This window comes from Blautia sp. HCP3S3_G3 (assembly GCF_052063365.1).
GTDB lineage: Bacteria > Bacillota > Clostridia > Lachnospirales > Lachnospiraceae > Blautia_A.
In genome coordinates this window covers 23,321-47,822 of the sequence record NZ_JBQHXR010000015.1, presented here as the reverse complement: position 1 = coordinate 47,822, position 24,502 = coordinate 23,321, and the positions used below count along the sequence as shown (strand labels likewise).

The window sequence follows — 24,502 nt, the reverse complement described above, 5'->3', positions numbered from 1 at the left end:
ATGGTATTATTTGTGCAAGTCTGATATAATAAACTTTAGTTTCCAGTTGACTTTTTTAGGAACGGTAAAAACTATGAATGATAAACTGAAATTAAAAGGACGGATGGGCAGTTTTGTACGGTGGCCTCTGTATTTATCCATTATGCTGATCGTGTTGAATGTGCTGGTCTATTTTGCAGACATCAAGGCCGGTCTGGTGATGTCTGCCGGGCTTTTGCTCTATATCGGCATCGCATCAGCACTTTTCCGGCGCACAAAACCGCAGATACTCAATGAATTGGTCGCTTTTGCCAACCAGTATGATCTGTTGGAAAAAAGAATCCTGGATGAGCTGGCTCTGCCTTACGCGATCATGGATATGGAAGGAAAACTGATCTGGACGAATAAGATTTTTTCTGAGATCACTGGTAAGGATCAGTTTTATAAAAAGAATATCAGCACGATTTTTCCGGATATTACCGCAGATAAGCTTCCCTCCCAGAATGGAAAAGAAATCACAGAAATCAGTACGGAATTCGAAGAGCGGATCTATCGGGTTTCCATGCAGCGTGTTTCTCTGCGTGATGTGATCGATCAGACAGAAATGCTGGAGGGAGATTCCGAGAATGTCAGCCTGATTGCCATGTATTTTTATGATGAGACAGAGCTGAAAGAATATATCCAGAAGAATGAGGATAACAAGCTGGTTGTTGCTCTGGCATATCTGGATAATTATGAAGAAGCACTGGAGAGTGTGGAGGATGTGCGTCGTTCTCTGCTCATCGCGCTGATCGACCGTAAGATTACCAAGTATTTCTCCAATTTTGACGGTTTGGTGCGTAAGCTGGAGAAGGATAAATATTTCCTCATTATGCGTCAGAGCTCTCTGGAGGCTCTGAAGGAGCAGCGGTTCCATATTCTTGATGAGGTGAAGACCGTCAATATCGGTAATGAAATGGCTGTGACCTTAAGCATCGGTATCGGCCTGAACGGCGGGACTTATCTTCAGAATTATGAATATTCCCGGATTGCTATCGAAATGGCGCTTGGCCGCGGCGGTGATCAGGTAGTGATCAAAAACGGCAACAGTATTACTTATTTTGGCGGCAAGGCACAGCAGGTGGAGAAGACTACCCGTGTCAAAGCCAGAGTGAAAGCCCAGGCCCTGAAGGAATTTATGAGTACGAAAGACCGTGTGGTCGTTATGGGGCACAAAATTACAGATGTGGACGCTCTTGGTGCGGCAATCGGTATTTACCGTGCAGGTAAGACACTTGGCAAGCCTGTTCATATTGTAGTGAATGATCCGTCAGCCTCTATCCGCCCGTTGATGGCGGGATATATGAATAACCCGGATTATGAACCGTCCATGTTTATAGACGGTGATCAGGCCAGGGATCTGGTGGATAATAATACTGCAGTGGTGGTTGTGGATACAAATAAACCGAGTTATACGGAATGTCAGGATCTTCTTTATATGACGAAGACGATAGTGGTTCTTGACCATCACAGACGGGGTAATGAAGTGATTCAGAATGCAGTTTTGTCCTATGTGGAACCGTATGCATCTTCTACCTGTGAGATGGTTGCGGAAATTCTTCAGTATTTTTCAGACGACCTTCGTCTGCGTAATATTGAAGCGGACTGTATTTATGCAGGTATTCTGATTGATACCAATAACTTTATCACCCGTGCAGGCGTGCGTACGTTTGAGGCGGCAGCTTTTCTCCGCAGAAGCGGTGCAGATATGACCCGTGTGCGCAAAATGCTGCGGGATAATATCGATTCCTACAAAGCCCGGGCAGAGGCTGTCCGTACAGCAGATATTTACAGGAGTTATTTTGCCATTGCCAGATGCCCGAGCGAAGGGCTGGAAAGTCCGACCGTCGTAGGTGCGCAGGCAGCCAATGAACTTCTGAATATTGCAGGAGTGAAGGCTTCTTTTGTACTGACCAGCTACAATCATGAAGTATATATCAGTGCCAGGGCAATCGATGAGATCAACGTCCAGGTAATGATGGAAAAAATGGGCGGAGGCGGTCATATCAATATTGCGGGAGCGCAGGTGAAGGCTTCCGAGGATGAAGTGGAAGACATGCTGAAAGCCATTATAGATGAATTATACCAGGAAGGGGAATTGAAATAATGAAAGTAATTTTATTAGAAGATGTAAAATCTCTCGGCAAAAAAGGCGAGATCGTAAATGTCAGTGACGGTTATGCACGCAACATGATCCTGCCGAAGAAGCTGGGATTAGAAGCAACTCCGAAGAATCTCAATGATCTGAAACTCCAGAAAGCCAATGCGGAAAAGGTGGCGCAGGAAAATCTGGAAGCTGCGCAGGCTTTTGCGAAAGAACTGGAAAGCAAGGAGATTATCCTGACTCTGAAGGTCGGTGAAGGCGGCAAAACCTTCGGCTCCATTTCTACGAAGGAAATTTCTGAAGCTGCCAAGTCACAGCTGAATCTGGATATTGACAAGAAGAAACTGCAGCTGCCAAGCCCGATCAGGAATCTTGGCGTGACACAGGTTCCGGTACGTCTGCATCCGAAGGTAACCGGAAGCCTGAAAGTATGGGTTAAGGAAGCGTAAGTATGGAAGAAGCGCTGATCAAACGAATCCTGCCTCACAGCATTGAGGCGGAGCAGTCGGTTATCGGTTCCATGATCCTGGACCGTGACGCGATCCTGATTGCATCTGAGATTCTCACCAGCGATGATTTTTATCAGAACCAGTATGGGATTATTTTTGATGCCATGGTGGAACTTTGTAATGAAGGCAAACCGGTAGACCTTGTGACTCTTCAGAACCGTCTGAAAGAGAAAGAGCTGCCGCCGGATATCAGCAGTATGGAGTATGTCCGCGAGCTGATCGCCGCTGTGCCTACATCTGCCAATGTGAAATATTATGCCAATATTGTCAGCGAGAAGGCTCTTCTGCGTCGCCTGATCAAGGCCGCGGAAGAGGTTGCCAACACCTGTTATCTTGAGAAAGACAGTACGGAAGTGATCATGGAGGAGTCGGAGAAAAAACTCTTTAACATTCTCCAAAGAAATGTCGGCGGTGATTATGTACCAATCCAGCAGGTCGTACTGAATGCCATTAACAACATTGAAAAGGCTTCCAAGCTGAAAGGAAGTGTTACCGGTATTCCTACAGGATTTGTGGATTTGGATTATAAGACATCCGGCATGCACGCATCGGATCTGGTGCTGATCGCTGCCCGTCCTTCCATGGGAAAGACGGCGTTTGTTCTGAATATTGCGCAGTATATGGCTTTTCGCAAGAATGTGACTGTTGCTATTTTCAGTCTGGAAATGTCCAAGGAGCAGCTGGTGAACCGTCTTCTTGCCATGGAATCCCATGTGGATTCCCAGAATATGCGTACCGGTAATCTCAAGGATGAGGACTGGACGAAGCTGGTAGAAGGGGCGGATATCATCGGGCGTTCCAATCTGATCATCGATGATACTCCCGGTATTTCCATTGCGGAGCTCCGTTCCAAATGCAGGAAATACAAGCTGGAACATAATCTTGGAATTATTATGATCGACTATCTTCAGCTCATGAGCGGAAGCGGCAAGAGCGATTCCAGACAGCAGGAGATTTCCGATATTTCCCGTTCTCTGAAGGCACTTGCCAGGGAACTGGATGTGCCGGTTATTGCGCTTTCTCAGCTGAGCCGTGCAGTAGAACAGCGGCCGGATCACCGTCCGATGCTTTCGGACCTGCGAGAATCCGGAGCCATTGAGCAGGATGCGGATGTGGTCATGTTTATCTATCGAGATGATTATTATCACAAAGATACAGAGAAGAAGGATATTGCGGAAATCATCATAGCCAAACAGAGAAACGGTCCGATCGGAACTGTGGAACTGGTATGGCTGCCGAGATATACGCAGTTCGTAAATATGAAGAAATAGTGCCGTATAGCAGGAAGAAAAAGTGCCATACGGTAAAAAGGGAAATTTCTCAGATATGGAAGGATATCTGGGAAATTTCCCTTTTTCTGGTGTTCGGGTGTGTCGCTGATGTTTATGCAACAGGCGATGCAGCATCTCGGGAGTTATTCTATGATTGGAACCGCTTATCTTGATTCGATTTTTACGATGTTCTGTTGTATATTCCGTCGCCAAAGAGTACACTGCACGGGCAATGAGAGCAGTTTTTCCGCTCTGCTGAGCAGAGAAATGCTGTCATAATCCGTCGAGCGTTTTTCGTTGCGTTTTCCTGTGTATCTGCTCTATAATAATTCTGATGCAGTTGTTCCGTATTTTTCTGTGCCAAATAACAGGAAGCAGAAAAAAGGAAACGGATATGCGGTAAGGAATTTCAAAAGGAGTGGTAGTATGGAACCAAAATACACTGTCAGACAGGCAGAAGAGATGACCGGGGTCAAATCTTATGTCCTGCGTTACTGGGAGGATGAACTGGATCTTCGGATCGGCCGCAATGAACTTGGTCACCGTTACTACACCAGATATGATATTCAGTTGTTCAGGAATATCAGAGAACTGAAGAAAAGGGGACTGCAGCTTCGCGCGATCAAAGAACTGATTCCCCAGATTTCCCGTACAGCTCCGGGTTCTTCCGGAAGTAAAATCAAACTTCTGGAATCAGAGGAAGCTGTATTGGATAAAGACGTTGTATCGGATAAAGACGTTGTATCGGATATAGAAGATTCTGTTACAGATGCAGGTGCTGTTCCTTTTGTGTGGGTGGAGAATGAAAAAATACTGGAATTTCAGTCAATACTGGAGCGGCTGATTACGCAGGAAATGCAGGCGAAGAATGAAGATGAAGAAAGATATCGTTCACTGGATCTGGCGATCCGGCAGCAGCAGATGGCGAGGAGAGAGGCTGCCGCTGCAGCAGCGGATAAAAAAGGCCGGAGAAGAGGAAAAAATTGAGACGCACATCTGTCGGAAGGCAATTTTCAAACACGCTCTTGCAGAATCAGGGGATGAAAGTACATAAAAAAGGGATAAAATACAATATCAAAAGATCATAAAACAAGGAATAATAAAATCAAAAACGGGCCGACGGTAAATACCGCGGCCCGCTTCGATTCTTCATGTAAATGTGAATCAGCCTTCTACGATAGCGCCTGTAGGACATGCTTCTGCGCAGGTTCCGCACTCTACACATGCATCAGCGTCGATTACGTAATGATCATCACCCTGAGAAATAGCCTCAGATGGGCACTCGCCTTCGCAAGTTCCACAGCTTACACATTCGTCTGTAATAACATATGCCATTGTAATATCCTCCTTTTATATTAGAACTCTTTAGTACCTTACTCAGGTTCTATCAACATTCTAATATATCTCACCGAGGATTACAAGTATAAAATTATAAACATATTTTTAGAATCTGCCCGTTGATTCTGACACAGTTTCGTATTATAATGTGAAAAGAATGCATAAGGAGGAAATAAAAAATGGCAAAAGTTAACAAAAATATGCTGATTGGCCAGTTAATCAAATTAGATCCGAATATCGTAGCAATTCTTATGAGAGCAGGTATGCACTGCATCGGATGCCCGTCTGCACAGATGGAATCTCTGGAAGAAGCTGCAATGGTTCACGGTCTGGATGCAGATATTCTGGTTCAGCAGATTAACGATTTTCTTGGAGAATAATCAGTTGTGAAGAAAAGGCTGGTAATGGAAACATTCCGTATGGAACAGGTTCCTTACCAGCCTTTTGTTTACTGTTTTTATGTGAAATTAAAGCTGAATGAGATTCTGCAGAGCATCTGCTGTGATGAGCTCACCGTGTTCTCTTAAGTAGGCTTCTCCGGATGCGGAGAACGCTTTGCCGCTGCCATATTCAGAAAGAATATTGCATACCTTGTTAAATTCTTCCGGTGTGCAGGAAGACTGGCGGATCACCAGCTGATAGTGACCTCCGGCATTGTCTTTGTAAAGAATGTTTTCGCCGTCGAAAAATCCGTTCAGTCCATGAGCGGCAGAAATCACATCGTCCAGATACCGGAAACTGAACAGCCTTGTCAGATTGACCGGCACTTCTTCAGAAAAGGGTTGTGTCTGTGATTCTTTTTTTTCGGTATCAGAATCAGAAGCTGCCTTTTTGGAAAGATTCTTCAATTTGGATTCACAGAGCTTCTGGAAAATGTCGATGATATTGTCAGCACCGTCAAACTGGATATTTTCCGTCTGAGCGTTGTCTTTAAACGGAGCAAATTTGGAAAAACGGGTATCCAGCTCTTCCGGATCTTCGACTTTGGTGATGATCAGAACGATGCTGTCTGCATTGATCGGAATCGCCTCGATCATCAGAGGAATATTGTCCGCCTCAAAGCCAAACTGTATCTGAGCCTGCTGCATCATATCACGGAATAGCTTCTTGGCCTTGTCTGTGCCGTAAGCAAGTTCGCTGATGCGGATCTGATGCGTTTCGAGATCCTCCCTGGTAAGGGTACAGCGAATCTGGTTTTCATTTATCTTTTCTATTTTCATTTAATCACATCCTATTCCTGGTATATCGGTATCGTTATTTATTTCATATAAAAGTCCTGGACAACGGACATTCACGTTAGAGCGTGTTTGAAAATTGCTTTAGGAACCGAAATGCCAGATTAAAATTAGTCACAGCTTTTACTTATTATATACCACAAATATAGAGAATGTAAAGAAATTCAATTTGCCTATTTATAAAATATTTGGAAACAGAATCGAAAATTTTTCACAAATTGACGAAAGTTATTGCATCTCGCCGGAAAAGCAGTATAATGAAAAGCAGGAAAAGATACTCTGGTCCGGACGGAAGAGCGTAACACCAGATATCAACTTACATACTGTATCCCCATATAACTTACATAATACATCCTCATATGATCTTTTATATACATGTCATTGCCAATCATTCTTGCAGCGTTCCTGCTGCGGCAGCCGGCAATTTCCCAGGATTAAATTCGGTACGTATCAGAGCAGTCTTTTCTCAGAACCTATGGTGTGTTTTCTAAAATCAATGGCGTTTGTTCCGCGCAGACAGAATTTTGAGGATTGTTCACTGGAAATATTCTGTGAAGTATGTGACGGAGAATCAGGTGAACAGTAACATTTTTGGAACAGTATCCGAAAATTCATTAGAGAAAGGAGGGCAGAATACGGATAATATATCACGAAACAATAAGAAAGACAATTTTGCGCCGCCTCTTATGGAGGAACTGGAAGGTTATGAGAAACAGAATATTGCACTTTTTCTGAATGGCCGACCAAGCAGTCCGTGGGCAATCGCGAACGCCTGTAACGTTGCGGAGGCTGGAGGCTATATGCGCGATTATACAGAAGATGAAAATGGAAGAATTGCGCAGGTCAATTTTGAATTTGTAGAGGATGTATGATTGAGACGGCGGAAGTGATAAGTCCGCCGGTGTCTTTTGAAGAGAGATGTATGACACAAAAAGAATAAGAGGATTCTTCCGGATACAGGCAGATCCCCCTCATACAGAGCCTGGAGGGAGAATCTTCTTATTCTGAAAACAATGAAATATAAGGAAACATGAAACAAAGAAACGTGAAATCAGAAACAGGAAATGCAGAAACCGATAAATGAAATAGAAATATAAAATGTGAAAAAACTGTAAAATAGTCGAAATATGTAATGCAATCTTTTTCGGATATGTTATAATAAAACGGATAATCCGCAAATGAACATGGATGAAAGGAAGAAAATTATGAGAAAGAAATACATGCCGACCCTGATTATCTGCCTGTTGATCCTGATTACAGGGCTGATCGGTCTGGGTGTACATGTGATCATGAAATATACGCCTACGAAGGCGCATATGAATCTGAATGAATATTACGGACAGGTTGCAGACGGAGAAGCTGCTCTGATTCTGGGGACAGAAGTCCTGGAGCAGAGAGGCCTTGTTTCCGGAGAAGAGGCGTATCTTCCGCTGGAAGTGGTCAATACTTATCTGAATCAGAGATATTACTGGGATTCCGAGAACAGCGCGATTCTCTATGCTACGCCGTCAGAGCTTTTGTCCTTCCCGGCATCACAGGAAGCAGGAGGGCAGGTCTGGCTGAAGGACGGAACTGTTTATCTGAGCCTGTCGTTTATCAGACAATATACAGACATCGATACATATGTATCACAGAATCCGGCACGGGTGGCCATACAGTATGATTTCAGCGCTGTTCCTACGGTAACGGTTCTGAAAAATACCAGTGTCCGTTACCTCGGTGGTATTAAGGCGGAAATTCTGAGAGAAGTGAAAGTTGGAGAGAAACTGATTTATATGGAAGGGATGGAAGAATGGAGTCAGGTTGCCACACAGGATGGTTATATCGGCTATATTGAGAACAAAAAGATCTCAGCGCCGGAAGAACTGACCAGTGAACGTGATTTCCAGACAGAGCAGTATACCTATCTGTCCATGGATGAACCGGTCAATATGGTATGGCATCAGGTGACCTCCATGGAGGCCAATGGGTATCTTGCAGATGCCATTCAGAATATGACAGGAGTGAATGTTATTTCTCCGACCTGGTTTTCCATTCAGGATAATGCGGGAAATATTACGAGTATTGCTTCCTCCGATTACGTGGCGCAGGCTCATGAGAGAGGACTGCAGGTATGGGGCCTGGTGGACAATTTCAGTGAGAATGTTCAGACGACACAGGTACTGTCATTGACATCTTCCAGACAGAATCTGATCCGACAGCTGATTCAGGCCTCCGTGGAAGTGGGGCTTGATGGAATTAATGTGGACTTTGAATATCTGAGTGAAGAAGTGGGAATTCATTTCCTTGAATTTCTCCGTGAAATCTCAATTGAGTGTCACAAGAATGGACTTGTACTTTCTGTGGATAATCCGGTTCCGGAAGACTTTACCAGTCATTATGACCGTGCAGAACAGGGACGAGTGGTGGATTATGTGATCATTATGGGATATGATGAGCATTATGTTGGATCTGAGGAAGCAGGTTCGGTTGCTTCTCTTCCATGGGTGGAGAAGGGAATCCAGGATACTCTTGAGGAGGTTCCTGCGGAACGTGTGATTAATGGGATCCCATTCTATACCAGATTGTGGAAAACTTCCGGTTCTCTGCTTTCCAGTGAGGCAATCGGTATGGATGCGGCACAGGAGGCTGTAAACACGAATCAGGCCCAGGTGTATTGGAATAAAGATGTGGGACAGAATTACGGTACTTATGAGTTGGATGGTGATACCTATCAGATCTGGCTGGAGGATGCGGAGTCTGTTGCGGCCAAAGTGAAACTGGTTCCCCAGTATGGTCTGGCCGGTGTTGCCGCATGGAAGCTTGGTTTTGAGAACAGCAGTATCTGGCCGGTAATCACGGATAATCTGCAGTAGGAATAAGAGAAGTAATAAGCGAAGAAGGTTTTCATTAGAAAGCATTCGTACATTTTTTTCGAAATGACTCCATCTGATAACTTGTTATTGCGATGCTAAAAACACTCTCCGGAACATATATTTTACAGAGTATGCCGGAGGGTGTTTTCTATTGAAAAAATATATTGCGGAGCTGGCGATGGCGTGTCTTTTGCTGATCAGCTTTTTTGTTTTGTCTAAGCAGGCAGCGGAAGTAGTGAATCGGCTGAATAAAAAAGATGCGGTCTCCAATGTGATTGTTGTGGATCCGGGACATGGAGGGGCAGATCCGGGAATGATCGGTCTGAATGGTCTGGAGGAGAAGAAGATTAATCTGGAGATTTCTCTGAAATTAAAATTAGCCCTGGAAGAAAAAGGGTTTTCTGTGGTGATGACGCGGCAGGAGGATAAAGGACTTTATGAGGATGCTTCTCACAATATGAAATCGCAGGATATGCAGAGAAGAATTGCACTGATCAATGAGGCAGAACCGGTGCTGACGGTCAGTATTCATCAGAACAGCTATGGTGATGCCGGTGTGAAAGGACCGCAGGTGTTCTACTTTCAGCATTCTGCAGAAGGAGAGAAGCTTGCGAAGACGCTTCAGGAATATCTGAACAGGGGACTTGAAGTGGAACGGGAAAGGAAAGCCAAGCCAAATACTTCGTATTATCTTCTGAAACGGAGTGAAGGTGTACTGGTCATTGCAGAATGCGGATTTCTGACAAATCCGGATGAAGCTGCATTGCTGCAGACAGAAGAATACCAGAATAAAGTGGCAAAGGCTCTTGCAGACGGAGTCGAAGCCTATCTGGAGGAGAAAAAGACCTTGAACTGATTCTGAAGTCTGCTATACTTGGAAGTATAATATAGAGAAAACAGTTGTGCATCCAAAATGAGGTAGGATGGATGACAAGAGATGATGAGGAAGCGCAGGAGAACGGTATGCTTGGTATTGTTTATATATTATTATGTATGCTTGTGGGACGGGAACTGGCAGCAAGGTTCTTATTTCGCATAAATCATGAAAAAAACGTTACTTCCGGGACAGAAAATACATATGCTGTTTCCGGACAGAATTTTTGCTGGATATTCTGGCCGGCGGCGTTTGCGGCAGGAACGCTTGCAGTAACCTGGGCGGTTTACGGGATTTCCTGGGCGGCAGATGTTATCTTTCAGAAAACAGAACCGCTTTTTTATGGGAATATTGTGGTTATGGCAGCAGGATATGCGGGAGTCGGTGGCGTTTTTTTGATGCGATTTTGCAGAAATCGAAACATAAGAGAGAAATTCCTGACCGAAAGCGGGGAATATGAAAGGGAAGCCGTATTTTTTGCAATTTTGGCCGTTTTTCTTTTGTGGATAATGTTTTATGTGTTTCATATTAAGGACGGTGTGCTTTATTCCGGGTTCAGTGTCTTTGGTGATTATGCACCGCATACTGCAATGATGCGGTCGTTTTCCAGAGGAGATAATTTTCCGACACAGTATCCACATTATGGAGGTTCTGATGTAAAATACCATTTCATGTTTCAGTTTCTGGCAGGAAATCTGGAATATCTGGGTATGAGGCTGGATCTGGCTTATAATCTGATCAGTGTATTGGCGCTGCTTGGATTTCTGATGATGCTGTATGGTCTGGCTGTCCGGATCACAGGAATGGCTGCTGCTGGTGCAGGTGCTGTAGTGCTCTTTTTTTTCAGAAGCGGGACTGCTTTTTTCCGGTTTGCGGCAGAGCATGTGCAGGCAGGAGATTTGTGGCAGGTACTTAAAGAAAATACCTCCTTTATTGGCTATACGGCCAATGAAGACTGGGGGCTGTGGAATTTTAATGTTTATCTGAATCAGAGACATCTGGCTTTTGGCCTGATCATCGTCTGTACGGCATTATGGATCTATCTGGACTGGGTAGAGGCCGGAGACCGGCATACGGAAACAGGGCTGTGCTGGATGAAAAAAAGGTTATTCAGCAGAGAAGCCTGGATGTTTCGGGATGCAGGCCGGGCATTGGCAGTGGGGATTCTGCTGGGACTTAGTTCCTTCTGGAATGGAGCAGCTGTGATCGGAGGGCTTTTGATCCTTATGGGATTCGGGTTGTTTTCCGATGGAAAACTGGACTATGCGCTTACTGCTCTTGCGGCTGTGATATGTTCTTTGATTCAGACGAAAATTTTTATCAAAGAAGGCGGAATGACTTTTTCGTTTTACTGGGGATTTCTTGCGGAGGACAAATCACTGCCGGGTGTGCTGTGGTATCTGATTCAGATGAGCGGAATCTTTTTTGTCGGACTTCTGATTCTTGCTCTTTTTCTGGACAGGATGAAACGGTCAGTTCTGACAGCATTTTTGTTTCCTGTTTTGTTTGCATTCTGTATTTCTCTGACACCGGATATCAATGTGAATCATAAATATGTGATGATTGCGTATGCATTTCTGACAATTTTCTGGGCATATGTGCTGCTTCGGCTATGGAAGAAGGGAATCACGGGAAAAGCGGCGGCAGTGGTTCTGGCAGTTTGTCTGACAATTACAGGAATTTATGATTTCGTAGTGATTCTGAAAGATAATGACAGGGGTCACCGGGTGGGAGTTGTCATGGACAGTGATCTCACAGAATGGCTGGAAGAAAATCTGGACAGCAGTGATTTGATTCTGACACCGGAATACAGTATGAACGAGGTAACGATGGCCGGTGTGATGATGTACTGCGGATGGCCGTATTATGCGTGGTCTGCAGGGTATGATACGTATTACCGGGCTTCGGTGGCAGTTTTGATTTATACGACTCCTTATGCAGAGGAAGTGAAGTCCCTGACGGAGCAGGAAGGAATTGATTATATTCTGTTTCAGGAGGGGATGACCTTTGAGGAGAAAACATGCAGGGAAGATGCCATTGCTGATGCGTATCCTCTGGTATATACGTCGAATGACGGAAGGATTCGAATCTATCAGGCATCAGAAAAATGAGAGTGACAGTATCAAATACCGGAAAAAACAGGAGGAACAGATGAAAAAAAGGATTGGAAAAATAATTCTGATAATTGCATTGCTGGGAATTTCCGCATTTTTGCTGAAAGGAGATGTATGGATATTCTGGACATGGTATCTGCTGGCAGGAGTTCTGGGACTTCTGGCGATGCCTGTGACGGGAATGCTCTTTTCCGGGTTTGAAGATAAAGGATGGATGTTTTCCAAGGTGCTGTGCATTGCGGTGACAGGATTCCTTACCTGGTTTCTGGTGGCAGTGAATCTTCTGGATTTTACGGTATGGACATGTGCGGGAGTAGTGATCGTGTGTGCTCTTGGCTGCGGGATTCTGTTCCAGCATCAGAGCAGAACAGGGAAAGAATGCTTTCCAACAGGTGGAGTGAATCTGGTTTTCTGGGAAGAAATCCTGTTTTTTGCCATATTTCTTATGTGGACATATCTGGCAGGATTTCATCCTGCGGCATATGGAACAGAGAAATTTATGGATTATGGCTTCATGGAAGCGATGATGCGCAGTACGGAACTCCCGGCAGTGGATCTGTGGTATTCAGAGGGACATATCAATTATTATTATGGCGGGCAGTATTTTGCCGTATTTCTTACAAAGCTTTCAGGCAGCAAACCGGAACTCACGTATAACCTTATGAGGACTTTTGTTGCGGCGTTTGCGTTTGTCCTGCCGTTTTCTCTGGTATATCAGATGACATCAGACAGGCTTGGACGGGGAATGCGCAGAAAAAAAGCATGGATTCCGGCGGTTTCCGGTATAACAGCGGGTGTGGCGGTTTCTATTGCCGGAAACATGCATTATGTGATCTACGGGGTACTCATTCCGGCCATTGAGAAGATGACCGGGGCAGAAAATATCAGCAGTTACTGGTTCCCGGATGCAACCCGGTATATTGGTTATGATCCGGATGTGCCGGATAAGACCATTCATGAATTTCCGTGTTATTCTTTTGTGCTCGGAGATTTGCATGCGCATGTGGTGAATATCTTTTTTGTTTTATTGCTGATGGGGCTTCTGTATGCGTGGATGCAGGAGACACGAAGACATTCCTTATCTTCAGAAATAAGCAGTGTCCGGTTCTGGAAAGAGCAGCTTCTTATTCCGGCCCTTCTTCTGGTGAGTCTTCTTCTAGGGATGTTTCAGTGGACGAATTTCTGGGATTTTGTGATTTATTTTGTAGTAACCGGCGGTGCTGTGCTGTTTATGAACATTGTACGGTTTGAGGGAAAATGGAAAACAATTCTGGCAGTGACAGCTGCGCAGACTGTGGAAGTTCTGGGAATTTCCTATCTGGTTATTCTGCCGTTTACGCTGAAATTCAAGACCATGGTTGAAGGAATTGCACTGGCGCAATTTCATTCTCTGCCATACCAGCTTCTGGTATTGTGGGGACTTCCGGCAATGCTGACGATTCTGTTTCTGATTTGTGTGCTTCGGGAAAAGCTTTTCAGAAAAAGAAAAAAGAATCTTTATACATGGATGCGTTCTGTTTGTATTCCTGACCTGCTTGCAGTGATCATGGGGCTTTGTGCTATAGGACTGGTGATAATTCCGGAAATTGTCTATGTGCGGGACATTTATGAGAATGGATATGCCCGTGCCAATACCATGTTCAAGCTGACTTATCAGGCTTATCTTCTGTTTGGTATGACGATGGGTTATGTAATCTATCGAATGCTGCTTCTTTCCAGACAGAAGGTGATAAAAGTGCTGTCCGGCATTGGACTGTTTCTTCTTGTCTGTACCTGCGGATATTTTGGCAACAGTGTGCGGGCATGGTTTGGAGAAGTATGGAAACCTGAGGTTTATCAGGGGTTAAATGCAGTGGCTTATATCGAAACAGAATTTCCGGAGGATGCAGCAGGGATTTACTGGCTGAAGGAGAATGTTGATGGTTCACCGGTTGTGCTGGAAGCCAATGGTGACAGTTATACTGCCTTTAACCGTGTATCCGCAATGACCGGGCTGCCTACCATTGTAGGATGGCGTGTGCATGAATGGCTCTGGAGAAACGATGTGGAGGATCTGAATGAGAAAAGTGCGGAAGTAGAAACAATTTATACTTCTGCGGATGCGGAAGAGGTGAAAAATCTTCTGGAGTATTATGATGTTTCCTATATTTTTGTCGGTGCCAGGGAAAGAGAAAAATATGGAGAAAATCTGAATGAGGCACTTCTGGAAACGATGGGTGAGGTAGTATTCCGTGATGAAAACTATGGCACGTGGATTTTGAAGGTAAATATGGAGTCCTGAGAGAAGGCATACAGCTGTTATAGGAAATCATGCAGAATGATTGACAGAAAACATTAGAAAATGTTATAGTATTCTCATAAAAAAGCGGACAAAGACGTCTGAATGATGCTCTTTTGGTCCGCTTTTGTGTTACTGGAAGGAATGTCCAGATAGAAAACTCTGTGTGATTTGTCAGTATATCGAAGATGGGGATTTCGTTTTTCGCGAATCGGTGTACGGGCTGTGAGGGAGTGTTTCATGCATAAGGAGGAAATGATATTATGAGTCGAATGAATGAACTTTATAAGAAAATGATCGCGTTTGACAAGGGTGACGCGAAAAGAATCCAGCATTTTACCAAAGTACATAATTTTGCACGGCTGATTGGTCAGGAAGAGCATCTGGATGAAAAAACACAGTATATTCTGGAAGCAGCCGCACTTGTCCATGATATCGGAATCCGTCCGGCTATGGAGAAATACGGGAACTGCAATGGAAAGCTTCAGGAACAGGAAGGACCGGCTTATGCGGAAGAAATGCTGAAAGGACTTGGATTTGCTCCGGATGTGATCGAGAGAGTTGCGTATCTGGTCGGACATCATCATACTTATACGGATATCGATGGTCTGGACTATCAGATTCTGGTAGAGGCAGATTTTCTGGTGAATTATTTTGAAGACGGACTTGATGAGGAAAGTATCAAAGCCAGTGTCAAAAAGATTTTCCGGACAGAAACCGGAAAAACGATTGCCAGAGATATGTTTTATCCGGAAGAGTTTCAGATGTCGGAGACCTGGGCACAGGATGGCCTGCAGGATCTGGAAGACTGGATCGAGGAGCAGGGAATTTATATCCGGCAGTAAATGAAAACACCCCGCAGCAGATATCCGTAAGGTTTGCTGTGGGGTGTTTTGTGCTTTGCTGCGGGGAAATAGCTATGTGTATTTTCTCAGCGCTTCAGAAATCGTTCAAATTCTTCATCGGTACATTTCACATAGTGGGTACCGGATACCAGGTGGTCAGTTCCTTTATTGTAATCCAGACCAGAAGATTTATAGTCGTAGGTCTCTGCTGTGTGGTTCTTCTCCAGAATCGGATTCGGAGAAGGAATGGCAGAGAGAAGGCTTCTGGTATAGGGATGTACAGGATTCTCGAAGATTTCTTCTGTAGTTCCGGTTTCCAGAAGGTGTCCCAGATGGAGAACACCGATCCGGTCAGAGATATATTTGACCATGGACAGGTCATGGGCGATGAAAAGATACGCGGCACCTGTTTCTTCCTGGATATCTTTCATCAGATTGACGACCTGAGCCTGGATAGAAACATCCAGAGCGGAGATACATTCATCTGCGATGATAAGCTTGGGATTCATGATCAGAGCACGGGCAATGCCGACACGCTGCCTCTGGCCGCCCGAAAACTGGTGAGGATAGCGGGATGCATGTTCCGGTGCAAGTCCGACCTTTGCCAGAATGGCTTCAATCTTCTGTTTGCGTTCTGCACGGGTTTTATACATATGGTGGATGTCCAGACCCTCTCCGATGATATCCTCGACCTTTTTGCGGGGATTCAGGGAGGCCATGGGATCCTGGAAAATCATCTGCATCTGAGTTCTCAGGCGATTGTTATCTGCTTTGGATATTTTTTTGCTGATATCCATTCCGTTGAAAAGGATTTTGCCTTCTGTAGGATCATAAAGGCGGATGACACTTCGCCCGATGGTAGACTTGCCGGAACCGGATTCTCCGACAAGGCCGTATGTTTCGCCGGGGTAGATTTTAAAGGAAACATTGTCTACGGCTTTTACCGTGTAGTTCTTACTTACTTTGAAATACTGTTTCAGCCCTTCTATTGTTAAAATCGGCGCTGCATTATAATTCGCTGCCATTTCTCTGCGCCTCCTTTTTCATTCGTTCGATATGGGAGGAATGATCTGATACGGATGGGTGGTGAAGCTGTTGAATCCTTCGGAAATCAGAGAGCCTAAGGAACACTGCGGAACCGGGATTCCAAGTCCGACGAAGCTTAAAAATGCTTCTGTAAATATTGCAGTAGGAATGGAGAACATTACCTGCGTAATGATTGGTCCGATGATGTTCGGAAGAACTTCCTTAAAGATGATAAAGAAGCTTCCGGCACCCAGCGTACGGGATGCAAGGACAAATTCCTGCTCTTTGAGCTTCAGCATTTCCGCACGGGCAATGCGGCTCATTCCCACCCATTCGGTCAGCATCAGGGCGAAGATGATGGTCAGCATACCGGGTTGGAGAATCAAAAGCAGCAGTGTAACAATCACAAGTCTTGGTATACCATTGGCAATCTCCAGGATTCGCTGCATGATCATATCGACTTTTCCGCCGAAATAGCCGGAGATCAGACCATAACTCATACCAATGAGCATGTCGATGATCGCTGCGGCAATGGCAATGATCAGGGAAACTCTGGCGCCTGACCAGGTACGGGTCCAGATGTCACGTCCGAAATTGTCGCTTCCGAACCAGTAGTAGAGGTCATCCAGGCCTTTGTCTTTGTAATAATTGATTTCCATGGATCCGGTGGTGGTCTTCATCGTTTCGGAACCATCCATGATTCCGAATTTTTCCAGCCATTTGACTCTTGGTGCAAAATTCTTCTGACTGAGTTCCTGACCGGAATAGGTATAGTCATTCATTCCCGGACCGACAACAGCCATGATGCTGATGAGGATAATGAGAATCAGACCGATGACGGCGCTTGTTTTGCGGAAATAGCGGATAAATACATCTTTCCAGAAACTCTGGGAAGCAAAGTTGGTGTTGATGGTGATATCACCGGCATTGTCTTTCAGTTTGAAATCGGCGTCAACAGGGACATAAGCGGCTGCTGTACCGACAGTTGCTGTTTCTTTCATGCGCTCAGTCTCCTTTCTTTGCCAGGCGGATACGCGGGTCGATGATACCGTAGAGGATATCCACTACCAGCATAATACCGATATACATTGCAGAATAAATGAAACTCAGGGAAATGACCACATTATAGTCGTTGGACTGGATGGCATTTACCAGAAGGCTTCCCACACCGGGGATAGCAAAGATTTTTTCGACTACCAGGGATCCAGTCATCAGATCGACGATCAGCGGAGCAAGTACCGTGATGATCGGGATCAGTGCATTACGGAGAGCGTGACGGAAAATCAGGGATGCTCCGGATATTCCTTTGCTCTCTGCGAGAAGCATATAATCGCTGTCCAGAACCTCCAGCATTTCACTTCTGGTAAAACGTGCAATGGATGCCATGGTGAACATGGAAAGGGAGATACTGGGGAGTACACTGGAATGAAAGGAATTCTGTGCGTTATACAGCATCGGGAACCACTGCATGCGGAAGCCCAGAGAATAGCTGAGCATCAGTGCGAATACATAGGAAGGTACGGAAACACCGATAACGGAAATGATAGTTGCAAGTGAATCAAAAATCGTGTCATGTTTCAGTGCTGCGATAAGTCCGAGGATCAGACCAAGGACTGCACCGATGAAAACGGCGAAGCCGCCGATAAAAATGGATACAGGAAGTCGTGTTTCCAGCATCTGGGAAATAGGGGTATTCTTGGATATTTTGTAGCTGACACCCAGAGCTCCATGGAGCATATTTCCCACATAACGGAAAAACTGTATAACAATGGGGTCATCCAGACCATATTTGGCATAAAGGGAGGCTTTCTGTGCCTCATTCAGTTTTTCATCGTTAAAGGGAGAACCTGGCATTAACTGCATCAGGATAAAAAGAATCAGCAGGATGGCCAGGAGCGTAAAAAGAGAAGTCAGCAATCGTTTGACTGTATATTTTTTCACTTTTATCCTCCTCGTTTATTTAAAAGGCCGCACTAAAGCGCTCCTTAGTGCGGCCAGAACTTAAAATGTCCGTCAGTGATTTATTCGTTATTGTTCGCCGGATATACCCGGTGAACAGTAACCTTTACTCTGTCTTTGCTGCGTTTTTGTAAACGCGGTTCAGGGCAACCGGATGGAATTCGATTCCGGTAACCTTGGAAGACAGCATTTCTGCATTTGCCTGAGTGTAAAGCGGGAAGATTACTGCATCATCCATAACGATTTTTTCTGCATCGTACAGTCTTGCCCAGCGTCCTTCTGCGTCTGTGCAGAGGTCTCCGGTTGTACATTCAGCGATGATTGCATCGTAATCTGCGTTGCTCCACAGACCGTAGTTGTTGGAGTTGCCTGTGATCCACATGCCAAGATAGGTCATCGGGTCAGCGTAGTCCGGTCCCCAACGGGTAAGTGCTGCTTCAAAGTTGCCGTCCTGCATATCCTGTACACGCTGTTTCTTCGGCTCGATGGTAAGATTTACGGTAAGTCCCGGAAGAGTAGTTTCCCACTGTTCTTTCAGAACCTGTGCAACCTTCTGCGGAGCGTCATCTGCATCTACGATCATATCCAGTGTCAGTTCAGAGATTCCAAGCTCTTCAAGACCTGCTGCCCAGAGTTCAGCGGCTTTGTCAGCGTCATATGCGCAGACATCGGAGTATTTGGTCTGGTCTTCAGAGAAGTCAGATTCGTCAGGACCGGCTGCAAACTGCATTGGAACTGCAGTGTAGGTCGGGATAGAACCATCTTTTAATACATTGTCTGTGATGGCTTCACGGTTGATCGCGTGAGTCATGGCAAGACGGATGTTGAGGTTTGCAAGTTCCGGAACAGTATCAATGTTTGGGCTTACGTACCACAGATATCCGGCACCGATGGTCTGGAATTCAGGGTCGTCCTTTACCTGATCAACCTGCTCGCCGTTTACCAGAGTGGTGTCAAGAGCACCTGTCTGATAGCTCATGAGAGCCTGCTGAGAATCCTGGATTACCTGATAGTTCAGTCCTGGAAGCTGAATTCTGTCTGCATCCCAGTAGTCTTCATTCTTGGTAAGGTGGAAAGCGGTTGCAGCCGGTTCGTATGTATCCAGAGTAAAAGCACCGTTGGAAAGTACGGTTTCCGGGCTGGTTCCGAAAGTATCACCTACGGATTCGTAGAATGCCTGATTTACCGGATAGAATGTCGGGAAATACATCAGGGACAGGAAATAGCTGACAGGTACGTTCAGCTGAACTTCCAGAGTCTTGTCATCAACTGCGGTAACGCCGAGTTCGCTCTTGTCTTTTTCACCGGCGATGATTTCTGCTGCATTTACGACCTGACCGATATCGCTTAACATGTAGGAATACTCAGAAGCGATTTCCGGATCAACTGCTCTCTGCCATGCATAGACAAAGTCTGCTGCTGTGACAGGATCTCCATTGCTCCAGGATGCGTCGCGTAAATGGAAGGTGTAGGTAAGTCCGTCTTCAGAAAGGTCATAGCTTTCTGCGATTGCGGGAACTGCCTGTCCATCTGCATCCATCTGCATCAGACCGTCAGTATAGTCAGCGATGACTTCGAAAGAAGTTCCGTCTGTAGCCTGCTGAGGGTCGAGGGATTCTACCGGAGTTTCCAGCATGATGTTCAGGTCGGAAGTGCCGGTTTCAGCAAAGACTGTTGTGTTGAAACTGGTAAGTCCGAGAACAAGAGCGGAAACAGTGAGAAGTGAAACTGCTGCTTTTGTTTTTCTCATAATTATTTCCTCCTTCATCATATTCAGTTGTAAAAATAAAAAACGCAAAAAGAACTTTATTGAGGCTCCTTTGCGCTCTTTTAAGAATATAGCATATTAGCGCGTAGAAGTATAGAAACAATTTGCGAAAAATCACAATTTTTTATACACAATTTCCACAAAAGATGATTCGCCTTTTCGGAATAGTTTCGTGGACTTTGCTGAGTCTTCCAATTGGGAAAGTTTTGTGTTATTATAAAAAACAGCAATCTGTGCAGGAAAATGGGAACTACCAGCAAAGAGATTTATTGATACAGCTGGTTTCCTGTTTACACTGCAGGAAAAGGAAAGGACGCGCAGACAAATGAGGGCAGAGATTGTAAAAATGTCGGCAGACAATTTAAATATAGAGGCAATACGAAAAGCCGGTACGATTTTAAAAGAAGGAGGACTGGTTGCTTTTCCGACAGAGACCGTATATGGACTTGGCGGCAATGCACTGGATCCGGAGGCCTCGATGAAAATCTATGCGGCCAAGGGAAGGCCGTCTGATAATCCTCTGATCGTGCATATCGCAGAAATGGGAAAGTTATCGGAAATAGCGGCGGAAATTCCGGAAAAGGCGAAGCTTCTGGCACAGAAATACTGGCCGGGACCGCTGACGATGATTCTGCCCAGAGCGGCGGTCGTGCCGAAAGAGACGACCGGAGGACTGGACAGTGTGGCGGTGCGTTTCCCCAGTGACAGGATTGCCCAGGAACTGATCCGGGCAGCCGGCGGCTTTGTGGCAGCACCGAGTGCGAATACGTCAGGACGCCCTAGCCCGACAATGGCAGAGCATGTGATCGAAGATCTTGGAGATGAAATTGATATGATCATTGATGGCGGCCAGGTGGGAATCGGGCTGGAGTCTACGATCGTAGATTTTACGGAAGAGATTCCGGTAGTTCTGAGACCGGGGTATATTTCGCTGGATATGATAAAGGAGGTTCTGGGAGAAGTTCAGATGGACAGAGGCCTTCTGATCACAGACAGCAATGTGAAGCCGAAGGCTCCCGGAATGAAATACCGTCATTATGCACCAAAAGCAGACCTTACCATTGTGGAAGGTGAGATGGATGCGGTGATTCGTGCGATCAATACATTTGCGGCCGAGGCAGTTGACAGAGGAACACAGGTGGGAATCATTGCCACAGATGAAACCAGGGAGAAGTATCCGCTGGGAATTGTGAAAAGCATCGGAAGCCGTGAGGATGAGGATTCCATCGGGCACCATCTCTTTGAAGTCCTGCGGGAATTTGATCATTGTCAGGTAGATGCCATTTATTCAGAAGCTTTTTTTACACCGAGAATCGGACAGGCAATCATGAACCGTCTGCTGAAAGCAGCAGGTCATAAGATTATTTCCGTTTCAGAGAGTTGAGAAATGGTTGAAGTTTATGGTTTACCTGTTATAATAATTTTATAAAGAAAGAATAGTAGGAGGAATAAAAAATGATAGCTCTTGGATGTGATCATGGCGGTTATGAATTAAAGTTGGAGATTAAGAAATATTTAGATGAAAAAGGTCTTGAGTATAAAGATTTCGGATGTGACAGTACGGATGCAGTGGATTATCCGGTTTACGCAAAAAAAGTTGCAAAATCTATTTTGAGCGGCGAATGTGAAAAAGGAATTCTGATCTGCGGAACAGGAATCGGAATTTCCATTACAGCAAATAAATTTAAAGGCATTCGGGCAGCTCTGTGTACAGACTGTTTCTGTGCAGAAGCAACAAGGCTTCACAACGATGCCAATGTACTGGCTCTTGGCGGCAGAGTAGTAGGAACGGGACTCGCTGTAAAGATTGTTGATACATTTCTGAATACTCCATTCTCCGGAGCTGAACGACATATGAACAGAATTGCTCAGATGGAGACAGAAGAGTAAGAGAAGCGGAGGATATGGGGCACTATGGAAAAAAACGATAAGCGAATGGATCATATTTCCTGGGATGAGTATTTTATGGGGGTTGCCATTCTTTCCGGAATGCGTTCCAAAGACCCGAATTCTCAGGTGGGTGCATGTATTGTGAGTCCGGATAATAAGATCCTTTCCATGGGATATAACGGTTTCCCTATTGGATGTTCGGATGATGAATTTCCGTGGGGAAGAGAAGGCGATGCGCTGGATACCAAGTATCTGTATGTGACACACAGTGAACTGAATGCAATCCTTAATTACCGCGGCGGCAGTCTGGAAGGGGCGAAGCTGTACGTTTCCCTGTTCCCCTGCAATGAGTGTGCAAAAGCAATCATTCAGTCAGGGATTAAGACCATTGTTTATGACTGTGATAAATATGCAGATACCCCATCGGTGATCGCGTCCAAAAGAATGCTGGACGCAGCGGGAGTGCGGTATTATAAATATAACCGGACGGGAAGAGAAATTTCATTTTCCGTATGACCGTCGGCCGGGAAGAGAGCCGGTGTACGACAGGAGAAAGGGAGTAAGAGAATATCCGTTAACGCGGGTATTCTCTTGCATGTGCTCCGAAAAAGGAACCCTGGCACAGATGCTCCGTAAAAGGCTTTTGCAGGCACTCCTCAAAAGACTCTTGACACAAACGCGTATTTCGCATAGAATGAATTCTGGATAAATGATTACGGCAATGAAGAGAATAGTACATGAGGAGCAATCTCAGAGAGAAATCCATATGGTGAGAGGATTTTGTGCGTGAATCATGGAACCGGCCTCGGAGCCCCGTACAATTGAAGTACGGCGTCGTTCCTGCGTTAACGGAAGAAGAGAGAGTATCGGAAAATATTCCGGTGCTAATCAGGGTGGTACCGCCGAAGCATTTCGGTCCCTAGCGAGGGATTGAGAGGCTTCTTTTTTTATATTATAAAAGGAGAGAACAAAATCATGGCAAAAGAAAAGAAATTAGTAGAAGCCATTACTTCTATGGAGGAAGACTTCGCCCAGTGGTATACAGACGTGGTAAAAAAAGCAGAACTCTGCGATTATACCAGCGTGAAAGGCTGCATGGTCATCAAACCGGCAGGATATGCAATCTGGGAAAACATTCAGAAAGAGCTTGACCGCAGATTCAAAGAAACAGGAGTGGAGAACGTTTACATGCCAATGTTCATTCCGGAATCCCTTCTGGAAAAAGAAAAAGACCATGTAGAGGGATTTGCTCCGGAAGTAGCATGGGTAACACACGGTGGGCTTGATCCGCTTCAGGAACGTCTCTGTGTACGTCCGACTTCCGAGACACTGTTCTGCGATTTTTATCAGAAGGAAATCCATTCTCACAGAGATCTTCCGAAGGTATACAATCAGTGGTGTTCTGTTGTCCGCTGGGAAAAGACTACCCGTCCGTTCCTTCGTTCCCGTGAGTTCCTGTGGCAGGAAGGCCATACAGCACATGCAACTGCAGAGGAGGCAGAAGAGAGAACGATTCAGATGCTGAACGTTTATGCGGATTTTTGCGAAGAGGTGCTGGCAATTCCGGTTGTAAAGGGAAGAAAAACCGACAAGGAAAAATTTGCAGGAGCAGAGGCAACCTATACGATCGAGTCTCTGATGCATGACGGCAAAGCACTTCAGTCCGGTACCAGCCATAACTTTGGAGACGGATTTGCCAGAGCATTCGGCATTCAGTATACAGATAAAGAAAATAAACTTCAGTATGTACATCAGACTTCCTGGGGTATGACGACCCGTATGATCGGTGCGATCATCATGGTTCACGGCGACAACAGCGGTCTGGTACTTCCGCCGAGAATCGCTCCTGTGCAGGCTGTGATCATTCCGATCCAGCAGCGTAAGGAAGGCGTTCTGGAAAAAGCGGATGAACTGTTTGCAACACTGAAAGAAGCAGGTATTCGTGTGAAAGTTGATGACACGGATAAGAGCCCGGGATTCAAATTTGCAGAGCAGGAAATGCGCGGTATTCCGGTTCGTATCGAATGCGGTCCGAAGGATATCGAAAACGGACAGGCTGTCATCTGCCGCAGAGATACCCGTGAGAAATATGTAGTGAAATTTGAAGAGCTTGCGCAGAAAGTACAGGAAGTACTGGATACCATGCAGCATGATATGCTGGAGCGTGCCCGTACTCACCGTGATGCGCATACGTATACAGCAACTGATTATGAAACATTCAAGGACACCATCAATAACAAACCGGGCTTTGTAAAAGCCATGTGGTGCGGCTGTCAGGAATGTGAAGATAAGATCAAAGAAGATGTTCAGGCTACTTCCCGCTGTATTCCTTTTGAACAGGAACAGCTGAGCGATGTCTGTGTATGCTGCGGCAAACCTGCAAAGAAGATGGTTTACTGGGGAAGAGCGTACTAAGAA

21 protein-coding genes and 1 other annotated feature are annotated in these 24,502 nt (G+C 45.3%); of the genes, 15 read left to right on the top strand and 6 right to left on the bottom strand.

What is annotated here, in order from left to right; all coding sequences use genetic code 11:
* Positions 1 to 73: 73 nt before the first annotated feature.
* The 4 genes from ACTNEW_RS12040 to ACTNEW_RS12025 all read left to right on the top strand — a co-directional run bounded on the left by ACTNEW_RS12040 (position 74) and on the right by ACTNEW_RS12025 (position 4,889).
* A complete protein-coding gene (locus ACTNEW_RS12040) occupies positions 74 to 2,125 on the top strand; it encodes a DHH family phosphoesterase (protein ID WP_441061283.1) in 2,052 nt (683 codons plus the stop codon).
* Complete coding sequence (gene rplI / locus ACTNEW_RS12035; RefSeq protein WP_441061280.1) at positions 2,125 to 2,571, top strand: 50S ribosomal protein L9; 447 nt, start codon at positions 2,125 to 2,127, stop codon at positions 2,569 to 2,571. Before ACTNEW_RS12040 ends, rplI begins: the two co-directional genes overlap by 1 nt.
* Before the next feature lie 2 nt (positions 2,572 to 2,573).
* Positions 2,574 to 3,902 carry a replicative DNA helicase gene (gene dnaB / locus ACTNEW_RS12030; RefSeq protein WP_441061277.1) on the top strand — a complete coding sequence of 443 codons (1,329 nt, stop codon included), beginning with the start codon at positions 2,574 to 2,576 and terminating at the stop codon, positions 3,900 to 3,902.
* Between the two features lie 426 nt (positions 3,903 to 4,328).
* The gene (locus ACTNEW_RS12025) at positions 4,329 to 4,889 is read left to right on the top strand and encodes a helix-turn-helix domain-containing protein (RefSeq protein WP_441061274.1); all 561 of its coding nucleotides are present in this window, start codon (positions 4,329 to 4,331) and stop codon (positions 4,887 to 4,889) included.
* A gap of 177 nt (positions 4,890 to 5,066) precedes the next feature.
* Here the strand turns inward: ACTNEW_RS12025 and ACTNEW_RS12020 are convergent, their stop codons facing one another.
* Complete coding sequence (locus tag ACTNEW_RS12020; RefSeq protein ID WP_287778732.1) at positions 5,067 to 5,237, bottom strand: DUF362 domain-containing protein; 171 nt, start codon at positions 5,235 to 5,237, stop codon at positions 5,067 to 5,069.
* A 182-nt stretch (positions 5,238 to 5,419) separates the two neighbouring features.
* Between ACTNEW_RS12020 and ACTNEW_RS12015 the strand changes: the two genes are divergently transcribed.
* A complete protein-coding gene (locus ACTNEW_RS12015; protein WP_441061272.1) occupies positions 5,420 to 5,620 on the top strand; it encodes a DUF1858 domain-containing protein in 201 nt (66 codons plus the stop codon).
* A gap of 87 nt (positions 5,621 to 5,707) precedes the next feature.
* Here the strand turns inward: ACTNEW_RS12015 and ACTNEW_RS12010 are convergent, their stop codons facing one another.
* Positions 5,708 to 6,460, bottom strand: a complete 753-nt coding sequence (locus tag ACTNEW_RS12010) for an adaptor protein MecA (RefSeq protein WP_441061269.1) — start codon at positions 6,458 to 6,460, stop codon at positions 5,708 to 5,710.
* 590 nt (positions 6,461 to 7,050) lie between these two features.
* Here ACTNEW_RS12010 and ACTNEW_RS12005 point away from each other — a divergent pair.
* The 6 genes from ACTNEW_RS12005 to ACTNEW_RS11980 all read left to right on the top strand — a co-directional run bounded on the left by ACTNEW_RS12005 (position 7,051) and on the right by ACTNEW_RS11980 (position 15,441).
* Positions 7,051 to 7,347 carry a hypothetical protein gene (locus tag ACTNEW_RS12005; protein ID WP_441061267.1) on the top strand — a complete coding sequence of 99 codons (297 nt, stop codon included), beginning with the start codon at positions 7,051 to 7,053 and terminating at the stop codon, positions 7,345 to 7,347.
* A gap of 333 nt (positions 7,348 to 7,680) precedes the next feature.
* The gene (locus ACTNEW_RS12000) at positions 7,681 to 9,330 is read left to right on the top strand and encodes a glycosyl hydrolase family 18 protein (protein ID WP_441061264.1); all 1,650 of its coding nucleotides are present in this window, start codon (positions 7,681 to 7,683) and stop codon (positions 9,328 to 9,330) included.
* Between the two features lie 151 nt (positions 9,331 to 9,481).
* The gene (locus tag ACTNEW_RS11995; protein WP_441061262.1) at positions 9,482 to 10,186 is read left to right on the top strand and encodes an N-acetylmuramoyl-L-alanine amidase; all 705 of its coding nucleotides are present in this window, start codon (positions 9,482 to 9,484) and stop codon (positions 10,184 to 10,186) included.
* A gap of 71 nt (positions 10,187 to 10,257) precedes the next feature.
* Positions 10,258 to 12,315 carry a hypothetical protein gene (locus ACTNEW_RS11990; protein WP_441061260.1) on the top strand — a complete coding sequence of 686 codons (2,058 nt, stop codon included), beginning with the start codon at positions 10,258 to 10,260 and terminating at the stop codon, positions 12,313 to 12,315.
* A gap of 40 nt (positions 12,316 to 12,355) precedes the next feature.
* Positions 12,356 to 14,599, top strand: a complete 2,244-nt coding sequence (locus ACTNEW_RS11985; RefSeq protein WP_441061257.1) for a DUF2298 domain-containing protein — start codon at positions 12,356 to 12,358, stop codon at positions 14,597 to 14,599.
* 260 nt (positions 14,600 to 14,859) lie between these two features.
* Entirely contained in the window at positions 14,860 to 15,441 is a 582-nt protein-coding gene (locus tag ACTNEW_RS11980) for an HD domain-containing protein (RefSeq protein WP_441061255.1), read from the top strand.
* A gap of 86 nt (positions 15,442 to 15,527) precedes the next feature.
* Here ACTNEW_RS11980 and ACTNEW_RS11975 read toward each other — a convergent pair whose 3' ends face one another.
* From ACTNEW_RS11975 to ACTNEW_RS11960, 4 genes are all read right to left on the bottom strand, one after another.
* Positions 15,528 to 16,466, bottom strand: coding sequence for an ABC transporter ATP-binding protein (locus tag ACTNEW_RS11975; RefSeq protein WP_441061252.1), 939 nt, complete (start codon positions 16,464 to 16,466; stop codon positions 15,528 to 15,530).
* Between the two features lie 18 nt (positions 16,467 to 16,484).
* The gene (locus tag ACTNEW_RS11970) at positions 16,485 to 17,468 is read right to left on the bottom strand and encodes an ABC transporter permease (RefSeq protein ID WP_441061249.1); all 984 of its coding nucleotides are present in this window, start codon (positions 17,466 to 17,468) and stop codon (positions 16,485 to 16,487) included.
* Between the two features lie 4 nt (positions 17,469 to 17,472).
* Complete coding sequence (locus ACTNEW_RS11965) at positions 17,473 to 18,408, bottom strand: ABC transporter permease (protein WP_441061246.1); 936 nt, start codon at positions 18,406 to 18,408, stop codon at positions 17,473 to 17,475.
* Between the two features lie 124 nt (positions 18,409 to 18,532).
* Positions 18,533 to 20,176 (bottom strand): peptide ABC transporter substrate-binding protein, encoded by a 1,644-nt coding sequence (locus ACTNEW_RS11960; RefSeq protein ID WP_441061243.1) that lies wholly within the window; start codon positions 20,174 to 20,176, stop codon positions 18,533 to 18,535.
* A gap of 343 nt (positions 20,177 to 20,519) precedes the next feature.
* Between ACTNEW_RS11960 and ACTNEW_RS11955 the strand changes: the two genes are divergently transcribed.
* From ACTNEW_RS11955 to proS, 4 genes are all read left to right on the top strand, one after another.
* Positions 20,520 to 21,578, top strand: a complete 1,059-nt coding sequence (locus tag ACTNEW_RS11955) for an L-threonylcarbamoyladenylate synthase (protein WP_441061240.1) — start codon at positions 20,520 to 20,522, stop codon at positions 21,576 to 21,578.
* A 71-nt stretch (positions 21,579 to 21,649) separates the two neighbouring features.
* Positions 21,650 to 22,084: a ribose 5-phosphate isomerase B gene (rpiB, locus tag ACTNEW_RS11950; RefSeq protein WP_441061237.1), complete on the top strand. Its 435-nt coding sequence runs from the start codon at positions 21,650 to 21,652 to the stop codon at positions 22,082 to 22,084.
* A gap of 24 nt (positions 22,085 to 22,108) precedes the next feature.
* Complete coding sequence (locus tag ACTNEW_RS11945) at positions 22,109 to 22,600, top strand: deoxycytidylate deaminase (protein ID WP_441061234.1); 492 nt, start codon at positions 22,109 to 22,111, stop codon at positions 22,598 to 22,600.
* 196 nt (positions 22,601 to 22,796) lie between these two features.
* Positions 22,797 to 23,008, top strand: a binding site (T-box leader).
* A gap of 51 nt (positions 23,009 to 23,059) precedes the next feature.
* On the top strand, positions 23,060 to 24,499 hold the full coding sequence (proS, locus tag ACTNEW_RS11940; RefSeq protein WP_441061232.1) for a proline--tRNA ligase: 1,440 nt from the start codon (positions 23,060 to 23,062) through the stop codon (positions 24,497 to 24,499).
* Positions 24,500 to 24,502: the final 3 nt, after the last annotated feature.

Coding starts and splice junctions, on each gene's coding strand:
- ACTNEW_RS12020 (WP_287778732.1), bottom strand. CDS start 5,237: ATGGCATATGTTATTACAGACGAATGTGTAAGCTGTGGAACTTGCGAA.
- ACTNEW_RS11960 (WP_441061243.1), bottom strand. CDS start 20,176: ATGAGAAAAACAAAAGCAGCAGTTTCACTTCTCACTGTTTCCGCTCTT.
- ACTNEW_RS11975 (WP_441061252.1), bottom strand. CDS start 16,466: ATGGCAGCGAATTATAATGCAGCGCCGATTTTAACAATAGAAGGGCTG.
- ACTNEW_RS11980 (WP_441061255.1), top strand. CDS start 14,860: ATGAGTCGAATGAATGAACTTTATAAGAAAATGATCGCGTTTGACAAG.
- dnaB (WP_441061277.1), top strand. CDS start 2,574: ATGGAAGAAGCGCTGATCAAACGAATCCTGCCTCACAGCATTGAGGCG.
- ACTNEW_RS11945 (WP_441061234.1), top strand. CDS start 22,109: ATGGAAAAAAACGATAAGCGAATGGATCATATTTCCTGGGATGAGTAT.
- ACTNEW_RS12025 (WP_441061274.1), top strand. CDS start 4,329: ATGGAACCAAAATACACTGTCAGACAGGCAGAAGAGATGACCGGGGTC.
- ACTNEW_RS12010 (WP_441061269.1), bottom strand. CDS start 6,460: ATGAAAATAGAAAAGATAAATGAAAACCAGATTCGCTGTACCCTTACC.
- ACTNEW_RS12040 (WP_441061283.1), top strand. CDS start 74: ATGAATGATAAACTGAAATTAAAAGGACGGATGGGCAGTTTTGTACGG.
- rplI (WP_441061280.1), top strand. CDS start 2,125: ATGAAAGTAATTTTATTAGAAGATGTAAAATCTCTCGGCAAAAAAGGC.
- proS (WP_441061232.1), top strand. CDS start 23,060: ATGGCAAAAGAAAAGAAATTAGTAGAAGCCATTACTTCTATGGAGGAA.
- ACTNEW_RS11955 (WP_441061240.1), top strand. CDS start 20,520: ATGAGGGCAGAGATTGTAAAAATGTCGGCAGACAATTTAAATATAGAG.
- ACTNEW_RS11990 (WP_441061260.1), top strand. CDS start 10,258: ATGACAAGAGATGATGAGGAAGCGCAGGAGAACGGTATGCTTGGTATT.
- ACTNEW_RS11970 (WP_441061249.1), bottom strand. CDS start 17,468: ATGAAAGAAACAGCAACTGTCGGTACAGCAGCCGCTTATGTCCCTGTT.
- ACTNEW_RS12000 (WP_441061264.1), top strand. CDS start 7,681: ATGAGAAAGAAATACATGCCGACCCTGATTATCTGCCTGTTGATCCTG.
- rpiB (WP_441061237.1), top strand. CDS start 21,650: ATGATAGCTCTTGGATGTGATCATGGCGGTTATGAATTAAAGTTGGAG.
- ACTNEW_RS12015 (WP_441061272.1), top strand. CDS start 5,420: ATGGCAAAAGTTAACAAAAATATGCTGATTGGCCAGTTAATCAAATTA.
- ACTNEW_RS11985 (WP_441061257.1), top strand. CDS start 12,356: ATGAAAAAAAGGATTGGAAAAATAATTCTGATAATTGCATTGCTGGGA.